The organism is Metabacillus indicus (assembly GCF_046603695.1).
In the GTDB taxonomy this organism is placed as follows: Bacteria; Bacillota; Bacilli; order Bacillales; family Bacillaceae; genus Bacillus_P; species Bacillus_P indicus.
This window is the reverse complement of the sequence record NZ_CP176757.1, coordinates 3,963,855-3,986,433: the sequence shown is the minus strand read 5'-3', so window position 1 is coordinate 3,986,433 and position 22,579 is coordinate 3,963,855. Positions and strand designations below refer to the sequence as shown.

At 47.1% G+C, this 22,579-nt stretch carries 17 protein-coding genes; 14 read left to right on the top strand and 3 right to left on the bottom strand.

Features of this window, described 5'->3' with window-relative positions:
- Nucleotides 1-7: 7 nt before the first annotated feature.
- Nucleotides 8-523 (top strand): YwhD family protein, encoded by a 516-nt coding sequence (locus tag ACK1LH_RS20245; protein ID WP_029283243.1) that lies wholly within the window; start codon nt 8-10, stop codon nt 521-523.
- Nucleotides 524-663: 140 nt separating this feature from the next.
- Here the strand turns inward: ACK1LH_RS20245 and ACK1LH_RS20240 are convergent, their stop codons facing one another.
- The gene (locus ACK1LH_RS20240) at nt 664-2,730 is read right to left on the bottom strand and encodes a transglycosylase domain-containing protein (RefSeq protein WP_029283245.1); all 2,067 of its coding nucleotides are present in this window, start codon (nt 2,728-2,730) and stop codon (nt 664-666) included.
- 247 nt (nt 2,731-2,977) lie between these two features.
- Here ACK1LH_RS20240 and speE point away from each other — a divergent pair, with 247 nt between their 5' ends.
- The 5 genes from speE to ACK1LH_RS20215 all read left to right on the top strand — a co-directional run bounded on the left by speE (nt 2,978) and on the right by ACK1LH_RS20215 (nt 7,532).
- Nucleotides 2,978-3,808 carry a spermidine synthase gene (gene speE, locus ACK1LH_RS20235; protein ID WP_029283247.1) on the top strand — a complete coding sequence of 277 codons (831 nt, stop codon included), beginning with the start codon at nt 2,978-2,980 and terminating at the stop codon, nt 3,806-3,808.
- A gap of 16 nt (nt 3,809-3,824) precedes the next feature.
- A complete protein-coding gene (speB, locus tag ACK1LH_RS20230; protein ID WP_320155327.1) occupies nt 3,825-4,706 on the top strand; it encodes an agmatinase in 882 nt (293 codons plus the stop codon).
- 163 nt (nt 4,707-4,869) lie between these two features.
- Nucleotides 4,870-5,301, top strand: a complete 432-nt coding sequence (locus tag ACK1LH_RS20225; protein WP_029566572.1) for a DUF1934 domain-containing protein — start codon at nt 4,870-4,872, stop codon at nt 5,299-5,301.
- Complete coding sequence (argS, locus tag ACK1LH_RS20220; protein WP_029283252.1) at nt 5,298-6,968, top strand: arginine--tRNA ligase; 1,671 nt, start codon at nt 5,298-5,300, stop codon at nt 6,966-6,968. Before ACK1LH_RS20225 ends, argS begins: the two co-directional genes overlap by 4 nt.
- A gap of 132 nt (nt 6,969-7,100) precedes the next feature.
- On the top strand, nt 7,101-7,532 hold the full coding sequence (locus tag ACK1LH_RS20215) for a hypothetical protein (RefSeq protein ID WP_411334159.1): 432 nt from the start codon (nt 7,101-7,103) through the stop codon (nt 7,530-7,532).
- 11 nt (nt 7,533-7,543) lie between these two features.
- On the opposite strand, the gene uvsE is transcribed toward ACK1LH_RS20215, so the two are convergent.
- Together uvsE and cls are read right to left on the bottom strand one after the other, a co-directional pair.
- Entirely contained in the window at nt 7,544-8,500 is a 957-nt protein-coding gene (gene uvsE / locus ACK1LH_RS20210; RefSeq protein ID WP_411334157.1) for a UV DNA damage repair endonuclease UvsE, read from the bottom strand.
- Nucleotides 8,501-8,521: 21 nt separating this feature from the next.
- Entirely contained in the window at nt 8,522-9,724 is a 1,203-nt protein-coding gene (cls, locus tag ACK1LH_RS20205; protein ID WP_411334156.1) for a cardiolipin synthase, read from the bottom strand.
- A gap of 206 nt (nt 9,725-9,930) precedes the next feature.
- On the opposite strand from cls, the gene ACK1LH_RS20200 reads away from it, so the two are divergent.
- The 8 genes from ACK1LH_RS20200 to ACK1LH_RS20165 all read left to right on the top strand — a co-directional run bounded on the left by ACK1LH_RS20200 (nt 9,931) and on the right by ACK1LH_RS20165 (nt 22,545).
- Entirely contained in the window at nt 9,931-12,042 is a 2,112-nt protein-coding gene (locus tag ACK1LH_RS20200) for a (Fe-S)-binding protein (protein ID WP_029566577.1), read from the top strand.
- Nucleotides 12,043-12,190: 148 nt separating this feature from the next.
- On the top strand, nt 12,191-13,369 hold the full coding sequence (locus tag ACK1LH_RS20195) for an acetyl-CoA C-acetyltransferase (protein ID WP_411334154.1): 1,179 nt from the start codon (nt 12,191-12,193) through the stop codon (nt 13,367-13,369).
- 17 nt (nt 13,370-13,386) lie between these two features.
- The gene (locus tag ACK1LH_RS20190) at nt 13,387-14,241 is read left to right on the top strand and encodes a 3-hydroxybutyryl-CoA dehydrogenase (RefSeq protein WP_029283264.1); all 855 of its coding nucleotides are present in this window, start codon (nt 13,387-13,389) and stop codon (nt 14,239-14,241) included.
- 24 nt (nt 14,242-14,265) lie between these two features.
- Nucleotides 14,266-15,405 carry an acyl-CoA dehydrogenase gene (locus ACK1LH_RS20185; RefSeq protein WP_411334153.1) on the top strand — a complete coding sequence of 380 codons (1,140 nt, stop codon included), beginning with the start codon at nt 14,266-14,268 and terminating at the stop codon, nt 15,403-15,405.
- Nucleotides 15,406-15,649: 244 nt separating this feature from the next.
- Nucleotides 15,650-16,789, top strand: coding sequence for an acyl-CoA dehydrogenase (locus tag ACK1LH_RS20180; RefSeq protein WP_029283268.1), 1,140 nt, complete (start codon nt 15,650-15,652; stop codon nt 16,787-16,789).
- A gap of 28 nt (nt 16,790-16,817) precedes the next feature.
- Nucleotides 16,818-17,456 carry a TetR/AcrR family transcriptional regulator gene (locus tag ACK1LH_RS20175; RefSeq protein WP_029283270.1) on the top strand — a complete coding sequence of 213 codons (639 nt, stop codon included), beginning with the start codon at nt 16,818-16,820 and terminating at the stop codon, nt 17,454-17,456.
- A 25-nt stretch (nt 17,457-17,481) separates the two neighbouring features.
- Entirely contained in the window at nt 17,482-20,745 is a 3,264-nt protein-coding gene (gene icmF / locus ACK1LH_RS20170) for a fused isobutyryl-CoA mutase/GTPase IcmF (RefSeq protein ID WP_411334152.1), read from the top strand.
- A gap of 783 nt (nt 20,746-21,528) precedes the next feature.
- Nucleotides 21,529-22,545, top strand: coding sequence for an ATP-grasp domain-containing protein (locus ACK1LH_RS20165; protein ID WP_029283274.1), 1,017 nt, complete (start codon nt 21,529-21,531; stop codon nt 22,543-22,545).
- Nucleotides 22,546-22,579 lie beyond the last annotated feature (34 nt).

Genomic DNA, 22,579 nt, shown 5'->3' with positions numbered 1-22,579 from the left:
TATCTAAATGGAGCAAGATAAGAAAAAGAAAAAGGTTGCGTTCAATATCATCAAAAACGATCCGACTGACGGCCACGGCGGCTATGGGGTCGGTGCACTGAGCCTTGAGAATATTTCTCCTGTGTTTATAGATGTAAATGAGGGGGAAGCTTTTGTCGACATCGGTGCGATGCATGCGAGAAGCACGGTTGAAAAGGGTATTAAGTTTCTTCCGAACAAGGAGGATGTGCCGAACGGGAAGCCGTTCTGGCTCGTATGGGTGACCATTGACCGCAAAGCAGAAGGGCCGTACTACGCTGGCGTAACGGCTTGTGAAATGACGGTCGACCGTGAAATCAGAAGAGGCTATAAGTCGCTCCCTGAACACGTAAACAAGATGGATAAATCGCTTAAGCGCCATATTATGGTTGATCACATGGATGTACCTTCTAAAGGAGTGCTGATGAACTTTTTGAAGAACCACAATGCAGATATGTGGAACAACTCCGGTGCGGAGCTGAAAACAGGGCTTGGGGAATCGTGACAATCCTGTGACGTTCCTGTGAACAAATTGTCAAATTCTTTCGATTTTAGTAAACTGAAGATAGCTTATAAAGCTAGGACACGAAAAACCCCGGACCATGGGCGGTCCGGGGTTTTTCATCTAGTAGGGGCGGCTGATGCCTAGTCCCACCATTTCCATACTTTTTTGTACCACGTTTCTTCCTGCTTTTCTTCCCCTTTTTGAGGAGTGCTGTTCCCGTCTTCTAAGTGATCTGTGCAATACTCCGTCGGCTCTGTGCCTTTTACGAAATAAGCGAACCTCTTAGCCGGACAGTTGTCTGATGCGAGCTTGCCGGTCTTCGGATTGATGTAGACGCCAATGACGCCTTTAGGAGGAGAGAAAGCCTTCACTGACTCATCCTTCAGCGCTTCTTCCATAAACCCTGCCCAAATGTCCTTGGCATAGCTGCGTTCTGCTACTGCATCGATCGTCTGGTCTTTGTCATAGCCTGTCCAGACACCAGCAACAAGCTGCGGGGCATAGCCGATCATCCAGCTGTCAGTCTTAGTTGTACCGGATTTTCCTGCATATTCCCGCGAAAGTTTCGGGATGATTGCGTGGCCGGTAACGGATGTATAATCATTCAGCTGCTCATCAAACATTCCGGTCATCAAATGGGATGTGACAAAGGCTGCTTCTGCGTTCAGTACTTGTTCACCCGTTTTTTCCTTCTGATAAATGACGTTTCCTTCTGCATCTTCCACTCTTTTGATGAAGGAAGGCTCGATTTGCTTGCCGCCGTTTGCAAGCATCCCGTATCCGCCGACCATTTCGGAAAGCTTTACGGGAGACGTGCCTAAAGCAAGTGACGGCACCTTCTGCAGCCTGCTTGTAATGCCCAGTGCTTTGGACGAGTCAATCAGCTCATTCATGCCAAGGAAAAGGTGTGTTTTCACAGCATAGATGTTGTCTGAAAGCGCAATGGCCTGTGCAAGGGTGATGTCGCCGTCTGCATAATAGCCGTTATAGTTGCTTGGCTTGTAAACCGATTTACCGTCCTCAAATTTGAACGTATACGGCTCGCTTTTCAGCAGGGTAGAAGGGGTGAACCCTTTGTTCACTGCGGCATAATAGAGAAACGGCTTCATTGTCGAACCGGGCTGTCTCTTAGCCTGTGTAGCCCTGTTGAAGGGGCTTGCTGCGTAGTCTCTGCCGCCGATCAGCGCCTTTACCTGCCCCGTTTTCGGGTCCATGGCCATAAATCCCGCCTGAATGGCTGAATCCTCATCAATGATGTCTGCCATCTTCTGCTCTGCGATTTTTTGCATCTCAAGATCAAGGGTCGTAAAAATCCGCAAACCCCGCGTTTCAATTGTGACTCTGTCAAGGTTGAGCTTTTCAGACAGCTCCTTCATAACAGCATCCTGGAAATACGGTGCTGCTTCGGGTGCTTTAACAGCTTCAATTGCTCTGTATTTTAAAGGTTCATTATAGGCTTTATCTGCTTCTGCCTGTGTGATAAGCTCTTGGTTCACCATCGTTTTCAAGATCAGTTCCTGCCTGCTTTTCGCCCGCTCCTGATTGTCAAAAGGAGAATAAGAGCCTGGCGCTTTAGGGATTCCTGCAAGCATTGCTGCTTCAGCGAGGGATAATTCTGCGGCCGTTTTGTCAAAATAATACCTGGCGGCAGCTTCAGCCCCGTATGCCCCGTGGCCGTAGTAAATCGTATTTAAATAGCCTTCCAGAATCTCTTCTTTGCTGTAATTCAGCTCAAGGCGTATAGTGTAAAAAGCTTCAGACAGTTTTCGCTTCCATGTTTTATCGTGTCCAAGATAAAGGTTACGTGCGTACTGCTGGGTAATCGTGCTCGCTCCCTGAACCTTTGCCATTGCTTTTAAATCTGCAAGCGCAGCACCGGCGATCCGTTTATAGTCAAACCCGTGATGACTGTAAAAGTGCCTGTCCTCGACAGCCACTGTCGCTGCCAGCAGGGAAGGGGACATTTCTTCGAGATTCACCCAGTACCGTTTGCCGCCGTGATGGGTTCTTGCAATCTCAGACCCGTCACCTGCATACATAATGGAAGACTGCTGAACGGCCAGGGAAGGAGCACCCTGCCATTTTGCCGTAAGCATGACGGTGCCGAGCAAGACTGACCCTGTAAAAATGGCAATAAGACTGATGAAAAAAGCAGCTCGTACTGCTTTGATAGTTATGCGCATTCTCCGCGGCGTCATAACCTCCATGTTCCCCACCTCATTTCTGCATCTTTTCGGAATACGTGAAATCCGCAACATTTCCTGATAATCAGTATGAGAAAATCTCAGTCTTTTTAAACCTTTTCTATTAAAATTCTTCTTGCAATTTTGCTAGATTCATCTATACTTTTCCGTGAGGTTTTGAACTCGAAATTTGGCGAATCAGAATGACCGATTAGGGAATAATCGTTACTGTAGCTTTAAAAGAAACTATATATAGAAAGGAAGTTTTAATATGGGAGGACATTGGTTTACAGAAAAACAAACCGAAAACTTCGGCATTACGATTAAAATTAACCGCACTTTACATACAGAGCAGACAGAATTCCAGAAGCTTGACATGGTCGAAACAGAAGAGTGGGGCAACATGCTTCTTTTGGACGGCATGGTCATGACTTCACAGGTAGATGAATTCGTCTATCATGAAATGGTTGCTCACGTACCTCTATTTACACACCCGAATCCTGAAAACGTTCTTGTTGTAGGCGGAGGAGACGGCGGGGTAATCCGTGAAATTATGAAGCACCCAGGCGTGAAAAAAGCGACGCTTGTTGATATTGACGGAAAAGTAATCGAGTACTCTAAAAAGTACCTGCCTGAAATTGCCGGAGAGCTTGAAAATGAGCGCGTAGAGGTAAAAGTCGGCGACGGATTCATGCATATTGCAGAGAGCAATAACGAATACGATGTCATCATGGTTGATTCTACGGAGCCTGTAGGACCTGCTGTGAACCTTTTCTCTAAAGGCTTCTATGCTGGAATTTCAAAAGCCCTTAAAGAAGACGGCATCTTTGTTGCACAGTCAGACAACCCTTGGTTCACGCCTGACCTGATCCGCAACGTGCAGCGCGATGTAAGAGAAATCTTCCCGATTACGCGTCTTTACACAGCAAACATCCCGACATACCCAAGCGGACTTTGGACGTTCACACTTGGATCGAAAAAATATGATCCGCTTGAAGTGAGCGAAGACCGCTTCCATGAGATCGAAACGAAGTATTACACAAAAGAGCTTCATAAAGCAGCGTTTGTCCTGCCGAAATTTGTAGCAGATCTAATCAAATAATCAGGAGGAAACACAAATGCGATTTGATGAAGCCTATTCAGGCAACGTTTTTATTAAAAGCCACCCGACATTCGAAGACAGCGAAGCCGTCCTCTACGGCATGCCGATGGACTGGACAGTAAGCTACCGTCCCGGTTCAAGATTCGGCCCAGCGCGCATCCGCGAAGTGTCAATCGGTCTTGAAGAATACAGCGCGTATTTAGACCGCGAGCTTGAAGAAGTAAAATACTTTGATGCAGGGGACATTCCGCTTCCGTTCGGCAACGCGCAGCGCAGCCTTGATATCATTGAAGATTTTATTGATAAAGTACTGGCAGAGGATAAGTTCCCGCTTGGAATGGGCGGAGAGCATCTCGTTTCATGGCCGGTCATCAAAGCGATGTACAAAAAATATCCGGATCTTGCGATTATCCATATGGATGCCCATACGGATCTTCGCGAAGAGTACGAAGGGGAGCCTCTTTCCCACTCAACGCCGATCCGCAAAGCAGCCAATCTGATCGGACCGTCGAATGTGTATTCTTTCGGCATCCGTTCAGGCATGAGGGAAGAGTTTCAGTGGGCTAAGGAAAACGGCATGCACATCTCGAAATTCGAAGTGCTTGAGCCGCTGAAGGAAATCCTTCCGACTCTTGCGGGACGTCCGGTTTATGTCACAATCGACATCGATGTTTTGGACCCTGCACACGCACCTGGAACGGGAACTGTTGATGCAGGCGGCATTACATCAAGAGAGCTGCTTGCTTCCATTCATGCGATTGCCGGCTCTGACATTCATGTTGTCGGCGCAGACCTCGTAGAAGTCGCTCCTATCTACGACAACTCTGAACAGACCGCCAATACAGCAAGCAAACTGCTTCGTGAAATGATTTTAGGCTGGGTGCAAAAGCGCCCATAATGAGAAAAGCTCCAGTTCAAAACTGGAGCTTTTTCATTTTTGGGTATAAATGACCCCAGAACGTCAACGATGATAACTACTACTTGCCTTCTATTGAATTTTCTGCCCGAAATCTTTATACTGGATAAGTTAATAGCGGATACTTTTATAAGGATGTGTGACAATGACGGCAAGCAAACCAGTTCAAGTGATCGTAAAAACGGAGATCAATCAGGGCGGGGACACAGAAAACCTGGAGCTTTTTACTTCCGGCGAGCACTATGTAAAAAATAACGCCTCCTATTTAAGCTATCACGAGGAACACGAGTACGGAAAAGTAAAAACAGTCGTCAAATTCAGGGATGATGAAGTGTTTATTATGAGGTCCGGGGCAGTCTCCATGAAACAGCGCTTTGTAAAAGATGTGGACACCATGACAAACTACAGGACGCAGTTCGGGGAGCTCAGGCTTGAAACGAGGACAAAAGCCATTTCTGTCAGGATGACTGACGGGAACGCAGGCGGCATCATCCGTGTTCAATATGAACTTCAAATCGGCGAAGAAGATTCGCATTCACATATGTTAACGATCATGTTTAGGGAGGAAAAAGGATGAACATCGTTGAGCAGGTTAAAGAACGGTTAAAAGACGAAATTAAAGCATCAGTACTTAAGGCTGGACTTGCAGAAGAAAGCCAGATTCCAGATGTGATTTTAGAGCTTCCGAAAGAAAAAGCGCATGGCGACTATTCAACAAACATGGCGATGCAGCTTGCGCGTGTTGCAAAAAAAGCACCTCGTGCGATTGCAGAAAGCATTGTAGCGTCTTTTGATAAAGGAAAGGCATCAATCGAAAAAATTGAAATTGCCGGACCAGGTTTCATCAATTTTTACATGAATAATTCGTACCTTACGGATCTCATCCCGTCTATTTTAGAAGCAGGAGAGGCCTACGGCGAAGTGAACATCGGCAACAATGAAAAGCTTCAGGTTGAGTTTGTATCAGCCAACCCGACAGGCACGCTTCACTTGGGCCACGCGCGCGGTGCAGCGGTCGGAGATTCCCTGTGCAACATTCTTGATAAAGCAGGCTATGATGTTTCACGCGAGTATTACATCAACGATGCAGGCAACCAGATCAACAACCTCGCTCTGTCAGTTGAAGCGCGCTATCTGCAGGCTCTCGGCCAGGACGCGGCGATGCCTGAAGACGGCTATCACGGCAAGGACATCATTGATATCGGCAAAAAGCTTGCTGAAGAATTCGGTGACCGGTTCGTGTCAGAAAGCAAAGAAGAGCGTCTTGCGTTTTTCCGTGAGTACGGCCTGAAATTCGAGATGGATAAACTGAAGAAGGATCTGGATGCATTCCGCGTGCCGTTTGACGTCTGGTATTCAGAAACCTCTCTTTACCAAAACGGGAAAATTGATGCTGCTCTTGCTGTTCTCCGCGAAAAAGGACATATTTTCGAGGAAGAGGGAGCGACTTGGTTCCGTTCAACGGCATACGGCGATGATAAAGACCGCGTGCTAATTAAAAATGACGGCTCCTACACGTATTTAACGCCGGATATCGCTTACCACAAAGATAAGCTTGACCGCGGATTTACAAAGCTGATCAACATCTGGGGCGCTGACCATCACGGCTACATTCCGCGCATGAAAGCGGCAATTGAAGCTCTTGGATATGAAAAAGACACATTGGAAGTTGAAATCATCCAGCTCGTTCACTTATATAAAAACGGCGAAAAGATGAAAATGAGCAAACGAACAGGCAAAGCTGTGACGATGCGCGATCTGATGGAAGAAGTAGGACTTGATGCTGTACGCTACTTCTTCGCGATGAGAAGCGCTGATACTCACATGGACTTTGATATGGACCTTGCAGCATCACAGTCGAACGAAAACCCGGTATTCTATGCCCAATATGCACATGCCCGCATCGAAAGCATGCTGCGCCAGGGGGCAGAGCAGGGACTTTCATACGAAGATGTTCAGAACTTTAACGATATAACATCTGAAAAAGAAGTAGAGCTGCTGAAAAAACTCGGCGAATTCCCGCAGGCAGTAACAGAAGCAGCTGCAAAGCGTATCCCGCACAGAATCACGAACTACATTTATGATCTGTCATCTGCGCTTCACAGCTTCTACAACGCAGAAAAAGTGCTTGACCCTGAAAACGAAGCGAAGAGCAAAGCGCGTCTCGCTTTAATGAGAGCAACACAAATTACATTGAAAAACTCACTTACTCTGATTGGAGTATCTGCTCCTGAAAAGATGTAAGTATGAAAGAACGGCTGATGGCCGTTCTTTTTTATTTGCTTTAAGCGGTATTTTGTTGAAATATGCCAAAATCCAGTACCATCCACCCATTAAATTTCCTGAAAAAGGTTTTAAACTGTATGAGGGTGAGGTATGAAATCAACAGAATACATAAAGGAGGTCATGAAGATGGGATGTCTTTCTTCCATGATGAAAATTCCGGGAACGATATTAATCCTGTTTCTTGGATGGGTGACAGCGGACGGGCTGATAAAAAATAGTTCAGCGGGAGTAATGGGATATGCAGCGGCATGCGCGGTTTTTCTTGCGGTTCTTGCAGGTATTCTGTACTTGATGTGGGGGAAAAACCGGTATAAAGCGAGGTCAATAGCAGGAGACTATGCGATGCTGATTATGACGCCGTTTTTCACTGTTTTGATGGGGTATGCGACGTATGCTGCATTCAAAGAAGGCGAATATCTTCTTGCAGGCGCTGCGGCCCTGTTTTGCCTTGTTGCAGCCTTCATGTCATGGGCCGCCTATATAACTTTGTTTGATAAAGAAACAGAGGATCAGGGGGCGTAAGCCGACTGATCCTACCACACAACAGATCCTCCGCTCATTCGCTTTACACCCCGGATGGCGGAAATCTCTTCTACAAGCCTCAAAACGGCACGGTCCTTCTGTTTGGCTTCAATCATAAAATCACTGTCCAAATCCATCTCTTTCAGCTTTTTCAAAAGAGGCATGATGAAATCGAGGTCCACATAATCGGCATGGGCTCTGAGCTCCTTCTCTGATTTTGGGGAAGATATATGGATCTTCGGTTTTTTCCCGGTGCCGTCCCACGTTCGCGCAAACCGGACCAGCAGCTCCTCAAGATCATCCTCATCGGTTTTATTGGCGAAGTAGTGATGATAATCGAACATGAGCGGGATATTTTCCTTCTCGCAGATTGCCAGTGTTTCGGATGTTGTATACGTTTTATCATCATTTTCAAGGGTCATCCGTGCTTTAATTTCAGCCGGAAGCTTTTTTATATTGCGGTGAAAGCGTTCTGTCGCCGTTTCTTTGTTCCCATATGCCCCGCCGACATGAATGTTGATAAACCCCTCATCCTCAAGACCCATCCCTTTTAAAAGATCATAGTGATACTGCATATCAGCTACGGCATTTTCTGTAATATGCGATTTGTCGCTCGTAAACAGGGTGAACTGATTAGGATGAAAGCTTACCCGGAGACTGTTCTTTCTCACTAAACTGCCGATCTCCTGCAAAAGACCGCCGAAAGGCGTCAGAAAATCCCACTTTACTTCAGGGTGGGTAGCAAGTGGAATAAGGGAAGATGAGAAACGGTAGAGCGGAATTTCATGGGCCACGCTGTAATGCAGAATGCGCAGCGTATGCTCAAGGTTCTGCTTTGCAACAGTGTGAAGCGCCTGTTCGGCTTCTTCGCGGTCAAGCTTTGAATAGCGGGCAAAAGTCATCGTTTTTGCGGGGGAACAGTCCCATAAGTTGAGAGCATTTGATACATAGCCGAAACGGATCTCCATGATATTCTCCTTTCGCCGCTTTTATAAGAAATAAGATACGAAGGAAGCGGTCTTCTCCATCACCCTTTGCCGGACAGATCTGCTGTTATAATGGTCGAGGGTTAATTTCGCAGACCTCTTCATATCCTCCACCACAGTAAGCTTTACCTCCTTAACAAAGGAACTGTCATAAACCAGGCAGTTTAATTCGTCATTTAAAAACAGGCTCCGCTTATCAAAGTTCGCTGTCCCGATATCACAGAAGCCGTCGTCAACGACAATGACTTTCGCATGATAAAATCCATAATAATATTGATAAATGTCACAGCCTGCCTCAAGCAGGGAACCGAAGTAAGGGTAGGACGCCTCTTTCACAAGCGGGTGATCAGCCTTCATCGGCACCATGATTTTGACGGAAACTCCGCGGTTCCTTGCGTTCAAAAGCTCTTTCATCAGTTTCTTCCCGGGAATGAAATAGGGAGAACAAATCAGAAGCTCCTTTTTGGCCTCTTTAATGAAAGTGAGAAAATTCTTTTCAAGTTCCATGCCCGGAGTCGTAAGAAACCTGTGCTCAAACCGGCCTTGTGACAGAGCAGGGAAAAGCCCCTTATCCTCTTCAGGCTGCTCATCAGACGCAGCATTCCAGTCTGTCAAAAACTGCCGCTGCAAATCCCGGACACCTTCACCTGTAACCCGAAGGTGATAATCTCTCCAAAAGCCAAACTTCGGATCTTTGCCAAGATACTCTTTTCCGATATTAAAGCCTCCGGTGTAGCCGGTTCTGCCGTCAATAACTGTGATCTTTCTGTGATTTCTTGTCTGTGAGCTGTAAAAAAAGAAGGGCCATTTCGGTCTATGGGCAAAAGCAAAGGAAATGCCGCTTTCTTTCAGCTGCTGGATTTTCTTATTTTCAAGTTCATGGCTGCCGACATAGTCAGCAAGAAGGCGCACGCTGATTCCCTGTTCCGCTTTTTTCTGCAGGAGGGAAAGAAAGGACTCGCTGTCGGGATCATTTTTTATAATATAAAATAGCACATGAACGGAATGGGTGCTATTTTCAATATCTTCAAAAAGCCGCTCATAAAAGTGCTGGCCGACTGTGAACAGCTCCAAATTACTTTTTCTTTTAGGAAAGACAGTTGATGCCGCTGTTTTTATATGCTGTCTGCGACCAAAATAAAAGTCCATAGAGAGAATGACAGCAAGAATAACCATAACCGCTGTGAAAAAAAGAATGCCGCTCATTCCAACCCCTCCATGAATTCATCTATCTTTTATCTTTTACGTCGGGATGAAAAATTATCAGGGGAAGATTGAGTGAAAATCATTGACTGAATGCTCATTCATTATTATCATGTAAGTATAGGTTAAATTCTGAAAATTAAATGGATTTAAAGTATTTGAAATCATGGGGAAACGGGAAATTTCATCACAGAAACGGGGGAGAGACAGTGGACGCACTGCTATGGGTCAACTTTTTGGCATTCATACTTGTAACCGCTTACGGAGTCAGTTTGTTTGTATACCTGATCCGTTCACGCATGGCTTATATCAAGCTCGGACGAAAACAGGAGTTTGATCAGCGATTAAATGAGCGGCTGAAAAACATTATGGTGAATGTTTTCGGCCAGAAAAAGCTATTAAAGGATAAAAAGAGCGGAATCATGCACGTCATGTTCTTCTACGGATTTATCCTTGTCCAGTTTGGGGCGCTTGATTTTATTATTAAAGGGTTAATTCCGGATGCGCATCTGCCGCTTGGGCCGCTGTATCCAGGATTTACATTCTTCCAGGAAATCGTCACGCTGATGATTCTTGTTGCGGTTGTATGGGCGTTTCACCGCAGATACATAGAAAGGCTCGTCCGTCTTAAAAAGAACTTCAAAGCGGGTCTTGTCCTGATTTTCATCGGCGGGCTTATGCTTTCTGTTCTTCTTGGAAACGGAATGAACCTCATCTGGCACAATCATGAGCTGACATGGACAGAACCGATCGCATCAAGCTTTGCATATCTGCTTAGCTTTGTCGGTGAAACGGGAGCTGCCGTCATCTTTTACATTTCATGGTGGGTTCATTTATTGATCCTTTTAACATTCCTTGTCTATGTACCGCAGTCAAAACACGCACATTTGCTCGCAGGACCGGCCAACGTGTATTTCGGACGTCTTTCGAATCCTGGAAAGCTTGAGAAAATTGATTTTGAAGATGAGACTCAGGAGACTTTCGGGGTAGGTAAAATTGAAGATTTCAAACAGACGCAGCTGATTGACTTATATGCCTGCGTAGAGTGCGGACGCTGTACGAATATGTGTCCTGCAACAGGAACAGGCAAAATGCTGTCGCCGATGGACCTGATCTTAAGGCTTCGCGACCATTTAACCGAAAAAGGCGCTGCCGTCACATCAATGTCACCATGGGTTCCTGCCTATGCATTTGCAGATACGAAGGGAAACCAGCTTGCTGCGATGGCCCAGGGACAGGGGTCACAGGAAGCTGCAGCATCGCTTGCCTATAATCCGAGCCTGATCGGCGAAATCATCACAGAAGAGGAAATCTGGGCATGTACAACGTGCCGCAACTGTGAGGATCAGTGTCCGGTAATGAATGAGCACGTTGATAAAATTATTGATATGCGCCGTTATCTTGTTCTTACTGAAGGAAAAATGGACGCAGATGCCCAGCGCGCCATGACGAACATTGAGCGCCAGGGAAATCCGTGGGGACTAAACCGCAAAGAGCGTGAAGACTGGCGCGAGGCACGCGAAGATGTTCATGTTCCGACGGTGAAAGAAATGAACAAGGCAGGCGAAGAATTTGAATACTTGTTCTGGGTCGGATCTATGGGATCTTATGACAACCGAAGCCAGAAAATCGCCCTTTCATTTGCAAAGCTTCTGAACGAAGCGGGAGTGAAGTTCGCCATTCTTGGAAACAAGGAAAAGAACTCTGGAGACACGCCGCGCCGTCTTGGAAACGAATTTTTGTTCCAGGAGCTTGCGACGAAAAACATTGATGAATTCCAGAAAAATGAGATCAAAAAGATTGTCACAATTGATCCGCATGCTTATAACATTTTCAAAAATGAATATCCTGACTTTGGGCTTGAAGCAGAGGTATACCATCATACAGAGCTGCTTGCATCATTAGTGAAGGAAGGAAAGCTTGTTCCAAAGCATGAAGTGAAGGAAACGATCACGTTCCACGATTCCTGCTACCTTGGCCGCTATAACGAAGTGTATGAGCCGCCTCGCGAAATATTAAAAGCCATTCCGGGCGTAAAGCTTGTTGAGATGAACCGGAACCGGGAAACAGGCATGTGCTGCGGAGCCGGCGGAGGTTTGATGTGGATGGAAGAGGATGCCGGTTCGCGTGTTAACGTGGCGAGAACGAACCAGGCGCTTGAAGTGAATCCGACTGTCATCAGTTCCGGATGTCCTTACTGCCTGACCATGCTCAGCGACGGAACGAAAGCAAAAGAAGTTGAAGAGACAGTCAGCACGTATGATGTGGCAGAGCTGCTTGAAAAAGCAGTGATTGGAGAAGGAAAAGAAAGTGCCGCTTAAAGTGTGAACAGCCAATAGTCCAAATAGGAAGGTGAGACGGATTTCGTTTCACCTTCTTGGCTGGACCCATACTGAGCGAGCGTTCAATCGGCAATTTTGTAACCGCTTTCTACAAATCTTTTATAAAAATACGGAGGGATGATGAACGATGAACCGGACAGTCATTGTAAGCGGAGTGCGCACACCTTTTGGGAAATTTGGCGGAGGGCTGAGCACGCTGACAGCATCGCAGCTTGGCGGCATCGCCATTAAAGAAGCGTTAGAGCGTGCTGGCGTAAAAGCAGAGGAAGTAGATGAAGTCATCATGGGTTCTGTACTTCAGGGCGGACAGGGGCAGATTCCTTCCCGCCAGGCAGCAAGACACGCAGGCATGCCGTGGGAAGTGAAAACCGAAACAATCAATAAAGTCTGTGCTTCCGGCCTTCGAAGCGTAACGCTCGCCGACCAGATTATCCGTGCAGGCGACGAGGAAGTCATTGTTGCAGGCGGGATGGAGTCGATGAGCAATGCGCCGTACATGATGCCAAAAGCAAGATGGGGCCTTCGCATGGGAAATGCAAAGGTTCAGGACATGATGGTGCATGACGGACTGACGTGCACATTTACAGGTGTGCATATGGGAACCTACGGAAATGAAACGGCATCAGAGCTTGAAATTTCAAGAGAAGCACAGGATGCATGGGCGCTCAGAAGCCATGAGCGGTCCACCGCTGCCATTGAGTCAGGAAAACTTGGAGAAGAAATTATTCCTGTTCCTGTACCGCAGAGAAAAGGAGATCCTGTCATCGTTCAGCACGACGAAGCACCAAGAAAAGATACTTCAATCGAAAGGCTTTCAAAGCTGTCTCCCGTTTTTAATCAGGCAGGGACGATTACAGCGGGCAACGCCCCTGGAGTGAATGACGGGGCAGGCGCTCTTGTTCTCATGAGCGAGGAACGGGCTCAAAAAGAAGGAAAGCAGCCGCTGGCAGCAATCCTTGGCCACACGGCGATTGCCCTTGAAGCGAAGGATTTTCCAAAGACGCCAGGTCTTGTCATTCTTGAGCTTTTAAAGAAAACGGGCAGAAAGCTTGAAGAAATCGATTTATTTGAAATAAACGAGGCGTTCTCGGCGGTTGCTCTTGCAAGCAATCAACTTGCCGGTCTTGACCCTGAGAAAGTGAACGTAAACGGCGGAGCTGTGGCACTCGGACACCCGATCGGGGCAAGCGGAGCGCGGATTATCATCACATTGATTCACGAGCTGAAACGTCGCGGCGGCGGCATCGGCATTGCGGCCATCTGCAGCGGCGGAGGCCAGGGCGACGCGATTATGGTGGAAGTTTAAATGCAGGAGGGATATCGATGAGTATTCAAAACGTAATGGTAATCGGGGCAGGACAGATGGGGTCAGGCATCGCGCAGGTTTGCGCAATGGCAGGATATAACGTTTTAGTCAACGACCTGAAAGAGGAATTTGTTTTAAAAGGACTCGCCTCTATTGAAAAAAACCTTCAGCGGCAGGTAGATAAGCAGAAGCTCACAGCAGATCAGAAACAGGAGATCTTAAGCAGGCTCAAGCCGTCAGCAGATTTGCAGGACGCAGCCGGGACGGACCTTGTCATTGAAGCAGCTGTCGAGAACATGGCGATCAAAACAGACATATTCGCAAAGCTTGATAAAATCACGCCGGAAACGACGATTCTCGCAACAAACACTTCTTCCCTGCCGATCACGGAAATTGCAGCAGCAACAAACCGTCCGGAAAAAGTCATCGGCATGCACTTTATGAATCCTGTTCCTGTCATGAAGCTTGTTGAAATTATCCGGGGCCTTGCAACAGCAGATGAAGTGTATCAGTCGATAGAAGATATGACGAAAACGCTGAATAAAATCCCGGTTGAGGTCAATGATTTCCCTGGATTTGTTTCAAACCGCATCCTGATGCCGATGATCAATGAAGCGATCTATACGCTTTATGAAGGGGTGGCAGAGAAGGAAGCGATTGATGAAGTGATGAAGCTTGGCATGAACCATCCGATGGGGCCGCTGACGCTTGCTGACTTTATCGGTCTTGATACATGCCTCTACATTATGGAAACGCTGCACGAAGGCTTCGGCGACGACAAATACCGCCCATGTCCGCTTCTCAGAAAATATGTGAAAGCTGGCTGGCTCGGACGCAAAACAGGCAGAGGATTCTATTCATACGAAGGGTAGATGGACATCACAGGGGGACGGGATATGAATATTCGCTTCACGGAAGAACAGGAAATGATGAGGAAAATGGTCAGGGATTTTGCCCAGGCTGAAATCGAACCGTTTGTCGAAAGGATGGAAAAGGGAGAATTCCCCCGGGACATTCTCCGGAAAATGGGATCTCTCGGCCTGATGGGTATCCCTGTGCCGGAGCAGTACGGCGGAGCCGGAATGGACTTTACATCCTACATTATTGCCATTCATGAACTTTCAAAGGTCAGTGCGACAGTCGGGGTCATCCTGAGCGTCCATACATCGGTTGGAACAAATCCGATCCTTTATTTCGGAACGGAAGAGCAGAAAAACAAGTACATTCCAAAGCTTGCAAGCGGCGAGTACCTCGGCGCATTCTGCCTGACTGAACCGGGATCAGGATCTGATGCAGGCAGCCTCAAAACAAAAGCAGTCAAAAAAGACGGCACCTACATTCTGAACGGTTCAAAAGTGTTTATTACAAACGGCGGGGAAGCAGATACGTACATTGTTTTCGCTTCTACAAACGCTGAGGCGGGCCTAAAAGGGATTTCTGCATTTATCGTCGAGAAAAACACAAAAGGCCTTGTCATCGGAAAAGACGAACATAAAATGGGTCTGTACGGTTCAAGAACGGTTCAGCTTTCTTTTGAAGATGCTGAAGTGCCTGCTGAAAATCTGCTCGCCGAAGAAGGCGAAGGCTTCAAAATTGCGATGGCCAACCTTGACGTCGGGCGCATCGGAATTGCTGCCCAGTCTCTCGGTATTGCCCAGGCCGCCTTTGAAAAATCGGTTGAATACGCAAAAGAGCGCGTCCAGTTTGGAAGGCCGATCTCATCCCAGCAGGGAATCGGCTTCAAGCTTTCCGACATGGCGACAGCCGTCGAGGCATCAGAACTGCTGACATACAGAGCGGCATTCATGAGAGAAAACGGCATGCCGTGCGGCAAAGAAGCTTCCATGGCAAAGCTGTTCGCCTCAAAAACAGCCATGGAAACAGCAACAGAAGCCATCCAGGTCTTCGGCGGCTATGGCTACACAAAAGACTACCCCGTCGAACGCTACTTCCGCGATGCCAAAGTCTGCGAAATCTACGAAGGCACGAGCGAGATTCAAAGAATCGTCATCAGCAAGCATTTAACTAAGGGGTAAAGCAGAAGGATATTTTCGTAAAGGTGGACGCTTTCTGTTTGCACTTGCACAATAGTGGATTGCAGCGGAAGGAACTTGACTCCTGCGGGATGAAGAGGGAATGGGAGACCCCGCAGGCTGGCCGAGGAGGCTCCCATCCCTCCCCGCGGAAAGCAAGTTCCTGGAGCGGAAAGGAACGATTCCAGAACACCAAATTAACAATGCTGAATTAACAACCAATAAATGAACACGGGAGATGAACGCAATGTTTTTCAAACTGTCAGATGAACATGAAATGATCCGCAAAATGGTAAGAGATTTCGCTAAAAACGAGGTTGAGCCTACAGCTGCAGAACGCGACGAAGAAGAGCGCTTCGACCGTGAGCTGTTCGACAAAATGGCTGAACTAGGCCTGACAGGAATCCCATGGCCGGAAGAGTACGGCGGCATCGGCAGCGACTACCTGGCATACGTCATAGCCGTAGAAGAACTTTCAAGAGTGTGCGCTTCCATCGGAGTAACACTTTCTGCCCACACATCGCTTGCAGGCTGGCCGGTTTACAAATTCGGTACAGAAGAGCAAAAACAAAAGTACTTAAAACCAATGGCACAAGGAGAGAAAATCGGCGCTTACGGACTGACAGAGCCCGGTTCCGGATCAGACGCCGGCGGCATGAGAACAACTGCCAAACTGAACGGCGATCATTATGTGCTTAACGGATCGAAAATTTTCATCACAAACGGCGGCATAGCAGATACGTATGTTGTTTTTGCCGTCACAGATCCTTCAAGCAAGCATAAAGGAACGAGCGCATTCATCGTCGAGAAGGACTTTAAAGGCTTCTCCGTCGGCAAAAAAGAAAGCAAGCTCGGCATCCGCTCATCACCTACAACAGAAATCATGTTTGAAGACTGCATCGTTCCAAAAGAAAACCTTCTCGGTCAAGAGGGCGAAGGCTTTAAAATTGCCATGATGACTCTTGACGGCGGCCGAAACGGCATCGCTGCCCAGGCTGTCGGAATCGCACAGGGAGCCCTTGATGCATCTGTTGCCTATGCAAAAGAGCGCCAGCAGTTCGGCAAGCCGATTGCGCAGCAGCAGGGTATCGGCTTTAAACTTGCTGATATGGCGACAACAATTGAAGCATCGCGTCTATTAACCTATCAGGCTGCATGGCTTGAGTCTGAGGGCCTTCCGTACGGAAAAGAATCAGCCATGTCCAAACTGTTTGCCGGAGATACGGCTATGAAAGTCACGACAGAAGCGGTTCAGGTATTCGGCGGCTACGGCTATACGAAGGATTATCCGGTTGAACGCTACATGAGAGATGCGAAGATTACCCAGATCTATGAAGGCACTCAGGAGATTCAGAGACTTGTCATTTCGCGCATGCTGACAAAATAAAGGGGCCAAAACAGGGAGGCGGTGGAACATGTCTAAACGGGAAGTGCATGCCTCTGTCAAAGATGAGAGGCTTGTGGAAAAGCGGCGTGACCAGATGATTAAAGGGGCGGTTCATCTTTTTAAACAAAAGGGATTCCACCGCACAACCACAAGGGAAATTGCCAAAGCGGCAGGCTTCAGCATCGGCACGCTCTACGAATATATCAGGCAGAAGGAAGACGTCCTCTACCTGGTCTGCGATACGATCTATGATCAGGTGCGCGACAGGCTGGAGAAAAACATCGACATGAAGCTTGGAACAATTGAGAGTCTCAAGCTTGCCATCGCAAACTACTTCAGAGTGGTGGATGAGATGCAGGATGAGGTTCTCGTCATGTACCAGGAAGCGAAGTCACTGTCCCGTGACGCGCTTCCTTATGTGCTTCAAAAAGAAATTGAAATGGTCGGGATGTTTGAAAAGGTGATAGCAGGCTGTGCGGATAAAGGGGAAATCTCGCTTACAGCAACGGAAAGACAGCTGCTTGCCCACAACATCTTCGTTCAGGGACAAATGTGGGGCTTCAGAAGGTGGGCCCTTCAGAGGAACTATACGCTTGAGGAATACATTGAAGTTCAGACCAAGCTGATTCTGCGGGGGATACAAAAAAGCGGAAATCAGCCGGAATAACGACAATAAAGGGGATGCGGCCAGCATGCATACAAAGGAAACCTATAAACCGAAACATGCCGTTCGTTTTGTAACGGCATCCAGTTTGTTTGACGGACACGATGCATCGATCAACATTATGAGGAGAATTCTCCAGGCGAGCGGCGCAGAAGTCATTCACCTCGGACATAACCGTTCGGTTGAAGAAATCGTCAATGCAGCGATCCAGGAAGACGCGCAGGGAATCGCCATTTCTTCTTATCAAGGCGGGCACGTGGAGTTTTTCAAATATATGTATGACCTTTTAAAAGAAAGAGGCGCTTCACATATCAGGCTTTATGGCGGAGGAGGCGGGGTCATCCTTCCGCGTGAAATCAAGGAGCTGCATGAATACGGGATTGCCCGCATTTTTTCTCCTGAGGACGGGAGAGAGCTCGGTCTGCAGGGCATGATTGAACTCATGATGAAAGAATGCGATTTCCAGACAGCTGCAAAGCTTGAGGATGAGATGGAGAAGCTGAAAACAGGCGATGCCGGAGCAATCGCAAAACTGATCACGGTTGCTGAATCGCAAATCGGCAGCAGGCAGGAAGCGGCAGCGGCAGCAGAAAAAGTCATTTCAGAGGTCAAGCAGCTTTCATCTGATGCACCTGTCCTTGGGATTACCGGTACCGGCGGAGCAGGAAAAAGTTCACTGACTGATGAATTAATCAGACGTTTTTTAAATGAAGTGCCTGAAATTAAGATTGCCGTCATTTCCATTGACCCGACAAAACAGAAAACAGGCGGAGCTCTTCTTGGTGACAGAATCAGGATGAATGCGATTTTCTCACCGCGCGTGTATATGAGAAGTCTTGCGACGAGACAGTCAAGATCAGAACTGTCGCTTGCCATCCATGATGCCATCGCCGTTGTGAAAGCAGCCGGCTATGATTTGATTATTGTAGAAACGAGCGGAATCGGGCAGGGGGATGCTGCCATCACTGAGATTTGCGACATGTCCATGTATGTCATGACAAGCGAATTCGGTGCGCCTTCCCAGCTTGAAAAAATCGACATGATCGACTACGCGGACTTGATTGTCATCAATAAATTTGAACGTAAAGGATCACAGGATGCAAAGCGCCAGGTGCAAAAGCAGTACCAGCGCAGCCATATGCTGTTTGAAAGTCCGGCTGAGGATCTTCCGGTTTACGGAACGATTGCAAGCCAGTTCAACGATCCCGGCACAAACACCCTGTTTGTAGCCCTGCTTGACCTTATCAACAAAAAGAAAAATAAAAACTGGTCTTCAAGTCTGCCTATTGTCAAAGATGTTGAAAAACAGAATGTCATCATTCCGACAGACCGCCGCTACTATTTAAGAGAAATCAGCGAATCTGTCCGGAACTACCACAAAAGTGCCGAATATCAGGCTGATACTGCCAGAAGACTGTTCCAGATTCAGGGCGCCATTGAGAGTGTCAAAGAGGAGAACGGGGCACCTGAGGTGATTGCCTCACTTGAAGCGATTAAAAAGAAAACGGAAGAGGAACTTTCTCCGGAATCAAAGCGGATCCTTGAAGGCTGGGGAGAGCTCAGGGAGAAATATGAAACGGATCAGTTTGTGACAAAAATCCGCGACAGAGAAATTGTGACATCATTAAAGACGGTTTCCCTGTCAGGACTCGCCATCCCGAAAGTCTCGCTTCCAAAATACAAAGACTACGGGGAAATTCTAAAGTGGGTCTACAAAGAAAATGTACCTGGAGCATTCCCGTATACAGCCGGCGTTTTCCCGTTCAAGCGGGCGGAAGAAGATCCGAAGCGGCAGTTTGCAGGGGAAGGAACGCCGGAACGGACGAACCGCCGTTTTCATTACCTTTCAAAGGATGACCCGGCAAAACGCCTGAGCACGGCCTTTGACTCTGTTACACTCTACGGGGAAGACCCTGCATACCGTCCTGACATCTACGGGAAAATCGGCGAGAGCGGAGTAAGTATCTGTACGCTTGATGACATGAAAAAGCTGTATGCAGGCTTTGATTTGTGCGCGCCGGCCACATCTGTATCAATGACAATCAATGGACCTGCACCCATCATCCTTGCCATGTTCATGAACACGGCTATTGCCCAGCAGGCCGAAAAGCAGCGGACTGAGCTTGGACGCGAGCTGACAGTAGAAGAGATGGGGCAGGTGAAGGAAAGAACCCTTCAAACCGTCCGCGGAACGGTTCAGGCGGATATTCTGAAAGAAGACCAGGGACAGAATACCTGCATCTTCTCAACAGAATTTGCCCTGAAAATGATGGGGGATATCCAGGAGTACTTTATAAATGAAAAAGTGAGAAACTATTACTCTGTCTCCATTTCCGGGTATCATATTGCAGAAGCGGGAGCGAACCCGATTTCACAGCTTGCGTTTACACTCGCAAACGGGTTTACGTATGTCGAATACTATTTAAGCAGAGGCATGAAAATCGATGATTTTGCGCCGAACCTCTCTTTCTTTTTCAGCAACGGCCTTGATCCGGAATACACCGTCATCGGACGTGTGGCACGCCGCATCTGGTCAACCGTTATGAGGGAAAAATACGGGGCAAACGAACGGAGCCAGAAGCTGAAATATCATGTTCAGACATCCGGCCGTTCCCTGCACGCCCAGGAAATCGACTTTAACGATATCCGCACAACGCTGCAGGCTCTAATGGCCCTTCAGGATAACTGCAACTCTCTGCACACAAATGCGTACGATGAAGCTATCACGACACCGACAGAAGAATCGGTCCGCAGAGCCATGGCCATTCAACTCATCATCACAAAAGAGCACGGACTCGCCAAAAACGAAAATCCGCTTCAGGGCTCCTTCATCATTGAAGAATTGACAGACCTTGTAGAAGAAGCTGTCCTTAAAGAATTCGACAGCATCAACGAGCGCGGCGGAGTGCTCGGTGCAATGGAAACCCAGTACCAGCGAGGAAAGATCCAGGATGAATCCATGTACTATGAAATGCAGAAGCATTCAGGAGAACTCCCGATCATCGGCGTCAACACGTATATCAATCCGAACAAGCCATCTGAAGAATCCGTTGACAACATGGAAGTAGCCCGGGCCTCTAAAGAAGAAAAAGAAACACAGATTCAAAACTTGAAAGCATTCCAGGAACGCAATGCCGCTCAAGCTGATGCAGCCATCGAAAAACTGAAGCAGGCTGCCATCCACAACCAGAACATCTTTGCTGAACTGATGGAGACCGTCAACTACGCAAGTCTCGGCCAGATCACACAGGCACTATATGAAGTAGGCGGACAGTACCGCAGAAATATGTAGAAACAGGAAGCTTCCCGGTTTAGCGGGGAGCTTCTTTTTGTGTTAGGAGATTACTGATTTTGGAGAATGGTGCCATCAAGAAGAGAAGTTCTTGGATTGATGGCATTTATCCTGGAGAATAGAACCATCAAAAGGGAGATTGTTCTGGTTGATGGTACTTATCCGGGAGAACGGAACCATCAAAAAGAAGAATGTTCTGGTTGATGGCGCTTATCGGTGAGAATAGAACCATCAAAAGGAAGAATGTATTGGTTGATGGCACTTATCGGGGAGAATAGAACCATCAAAAGGAAGAATGTTTTGGTTGGTGGCACTTATCTCGAAGAACAGAACCATCAAAAGGGAGAATTTACTGGTTGATGGCACTTATAAGGGAGAACGGTACCATCAAAAGGAAGAATGTTGTGGTTGATGGTACTTATAAAGGAGAACGGAACCATAAAAAGGAAGACTGTACTGGTTGATGGCACTTATCGTGCAGAATAGAACCATAAAAAGGAAGACTGTACTGGTTGATGGCACTTATAAAGGAGAACGGTACCATCAAAAGGAAGAATGTTCTGGTTGATGGTGCTTATCCGGGAGAGCAGTACCATCAAAAAGAAGAATGTTTTGTTTGATGGCACTAATAGGGAAGAATAGAACCATCAAAAAGAAGAATTACAGGATTAATGCCACTACTCTCAAAGAAATTTTTTCCCAATGACTTATCTTCCCGTTTTATGTAAAATGAAAGAAATAGAAAACTTCGGACTGTTCCGAAGAGAGGGGTTTTTCTGAAAAATGAGTACATATAAAATCTGGTTCAACCGCTGGTTCTCGGTTGCCTATCATTACATTGACATGATCCGGAATAATGAAGACGGGATTAAGTTTGAAGTGTACGGCACACACCCGGATGCTGACCATGTCATGCTTGCAAACTGCGATTACTCAGAGGTTGAGCCCAAGTTTGATACAGACGGGGAGTACGTTCAGTACTGCCTGGATTTCTGCCGTAAACATGGCATTCAGCTGTTCGTTCCAAGATATAAAATGCTGCCGATTGCAAAAGCGCTGGACAAGTTTGAAGAGCTCGGTGTAAAGGTATTAGTCAATAGAGACGCTGAGCTGCTTGAGGCAATAGATAATAAAGATGATTTTTACGAGATTTGCAGGGAAAAGGGCTTGTTTGAGATCCCTTCCTTTTATACAGCAAAAACACCCGAAGAATTTAAAGATACATATGAAAAATTGAAAAACGAAGGACTGGGTGTCTGCTATAAGCCTGTGGTCGGAGAGGGAGGATACGGGTTTAGAATCATTGATGACAATGTTGATCCCCTTAAAGAAGTGATGGCGCCGAGCTACCGGATTCCGTTTCAGAGAGTCTATGACGGGCTGAAGGCTGCCGGAGAGTTCCCGGAGCTTATGGTCATGGAGTTTCTCGAAGGAGAAGAATACAGCATTGACTGCCTTGCCAAAAGTGGCGAACTCATCGCAGCGGTGCCTCGCAGGAAAGGCGGAGGAAGAATCCGGATTCTTGAAAACAACAAAGAATTAATCGAGCTTGCAGAGGCTTTCACTGAGGAGTTTAAGCTGGACTACATTTTTAATATCCAGGTCAAATATAACCAGGGGCTTCCGAAGCTGCTTGAAATCAATCCGCGGATGTCGGGCGGCCTGTATTTCAGCTGCCTCTCCGGAGTGAACTTCCCGTATCTGGCTGTAAAACTGCTGCTCGGCGAAAAAGTAGAAAAGCAGGAGACAAAGCTTGATATAAAAGCAACTTTCCTGGAAAAGGAAATTATTTTATCTTAGCTTCTATGAAACTTTTCCTCTTTTAAAACGTATG

Bases quoted from the DNA above. Each gene is read 5' to 3' on its own strand.
- ACK1LH_RS20185 (WP_411334153.1), top strand. From the start codon at position 14,266: ATGAATATTCGCTTCACGGAAGAACAGGAAATGATGAGGAAAATGGTC.
- speE (WP_029283247.1), top strand. From the start codon at position 2,978: ATGGGAGGACATTGGTTTACAGAAAAACAAACCGAAAACTTCGGCATT.
- ACK1LH_RS20225 (WP_029566572.1), top strand. From the start codon at position 4,870: ATGACGGCAAGCAAACCAGTTCAAGTGATCGTAAAAACGGAGATCAAT.
- ACK1LH_RS20190 (WP_029283264.1), top strand. From the start codon at position 13,387: ATGAGTATTCAAAACGTAATGGTAATCGGGGCAGGACAGATGGGGTCA.
- uvsE (WP_411334157.1), bottom strand. From the start codon at position 8,500: ATGGAGATCCGTTTCGGCTATGTATCAAATGCTCTCAACTTATGGGAC.
- ACK1LH_RS20245 (WP_029283243.1), top strand. From the start codon at position 8: ATGGAGCAAGATAAGAAAAAGAAAAAGGTTGCGTTCAATATCATCAAA.
- ACK1LH_RS20240 (WP_029283245.1), bottom strand. From the start codon at position 2,730: ATGGAGGTTATGACGCCGCGGAGAATGCGCATAACTATCAAAGCAGTA.
- ACK1LH_RS20215 (WP_411334159.1), top strand. From the start codon at position 7,101: ATGAAATCAACAGAATACATAAAGGAGGTCATGAAGATGGGATGTCTT.
- argS (WP_029283252.1), top strand. From the start codon at position 5,298: ATGAACATCGTTGAGCAGGTTAAAGAACGGTTAAAAGACGAAATTAAA.
- cls (WP_411334156.1), bottom strand. From the start codon at position 9,724: ATGAGCGGCATTCTTTTTTTCACAGCGGTTATGGTTATTCTTGCTGTC.
- ACK1LH_RS20165 (WP_029283274.1), top strand. From the start codon at position 21,529: ATGAGTACATATAAAATCTGGTTCAACCGCTGGTTCTCGGTTGCCTAT.
- icmF (WP_411334152.1), top strand. From the start codon at position 17,482: ATGCATACAAAGGAAACCTATAAACCGAAACATGCCGTTCGTTTTGTA.
- ACK1LH_RS20175 (WP_029283270.1), top strand. From the start codon at position 16,818: ATGTCTAAACGGGAAGTGCATGCCTCTGTCAAAGATGAGAGGCTTGTG.
- ACK1LH_RS20180 (WP_029283268.1), top strand. From the start codon at position 15,650: ATGTTTTTCAAACTGTCAGATGAACATGAAATGATCCGCAAAATGGTA.
- speB (WP_320155327.1), top strand. From the start codon at position 3,825: ATGCGATTTGATGAAGCCTATTCAGGCAACGTTTTTATTAAAAGCCAC.
- ACK1LH_RS20195 (WP_411334154.1), top strand. From the start codon at position 12,191: ATGAACCGGACAGTCATTGTAAGCGGAGTGCGCACACCTTTTGGGAAA.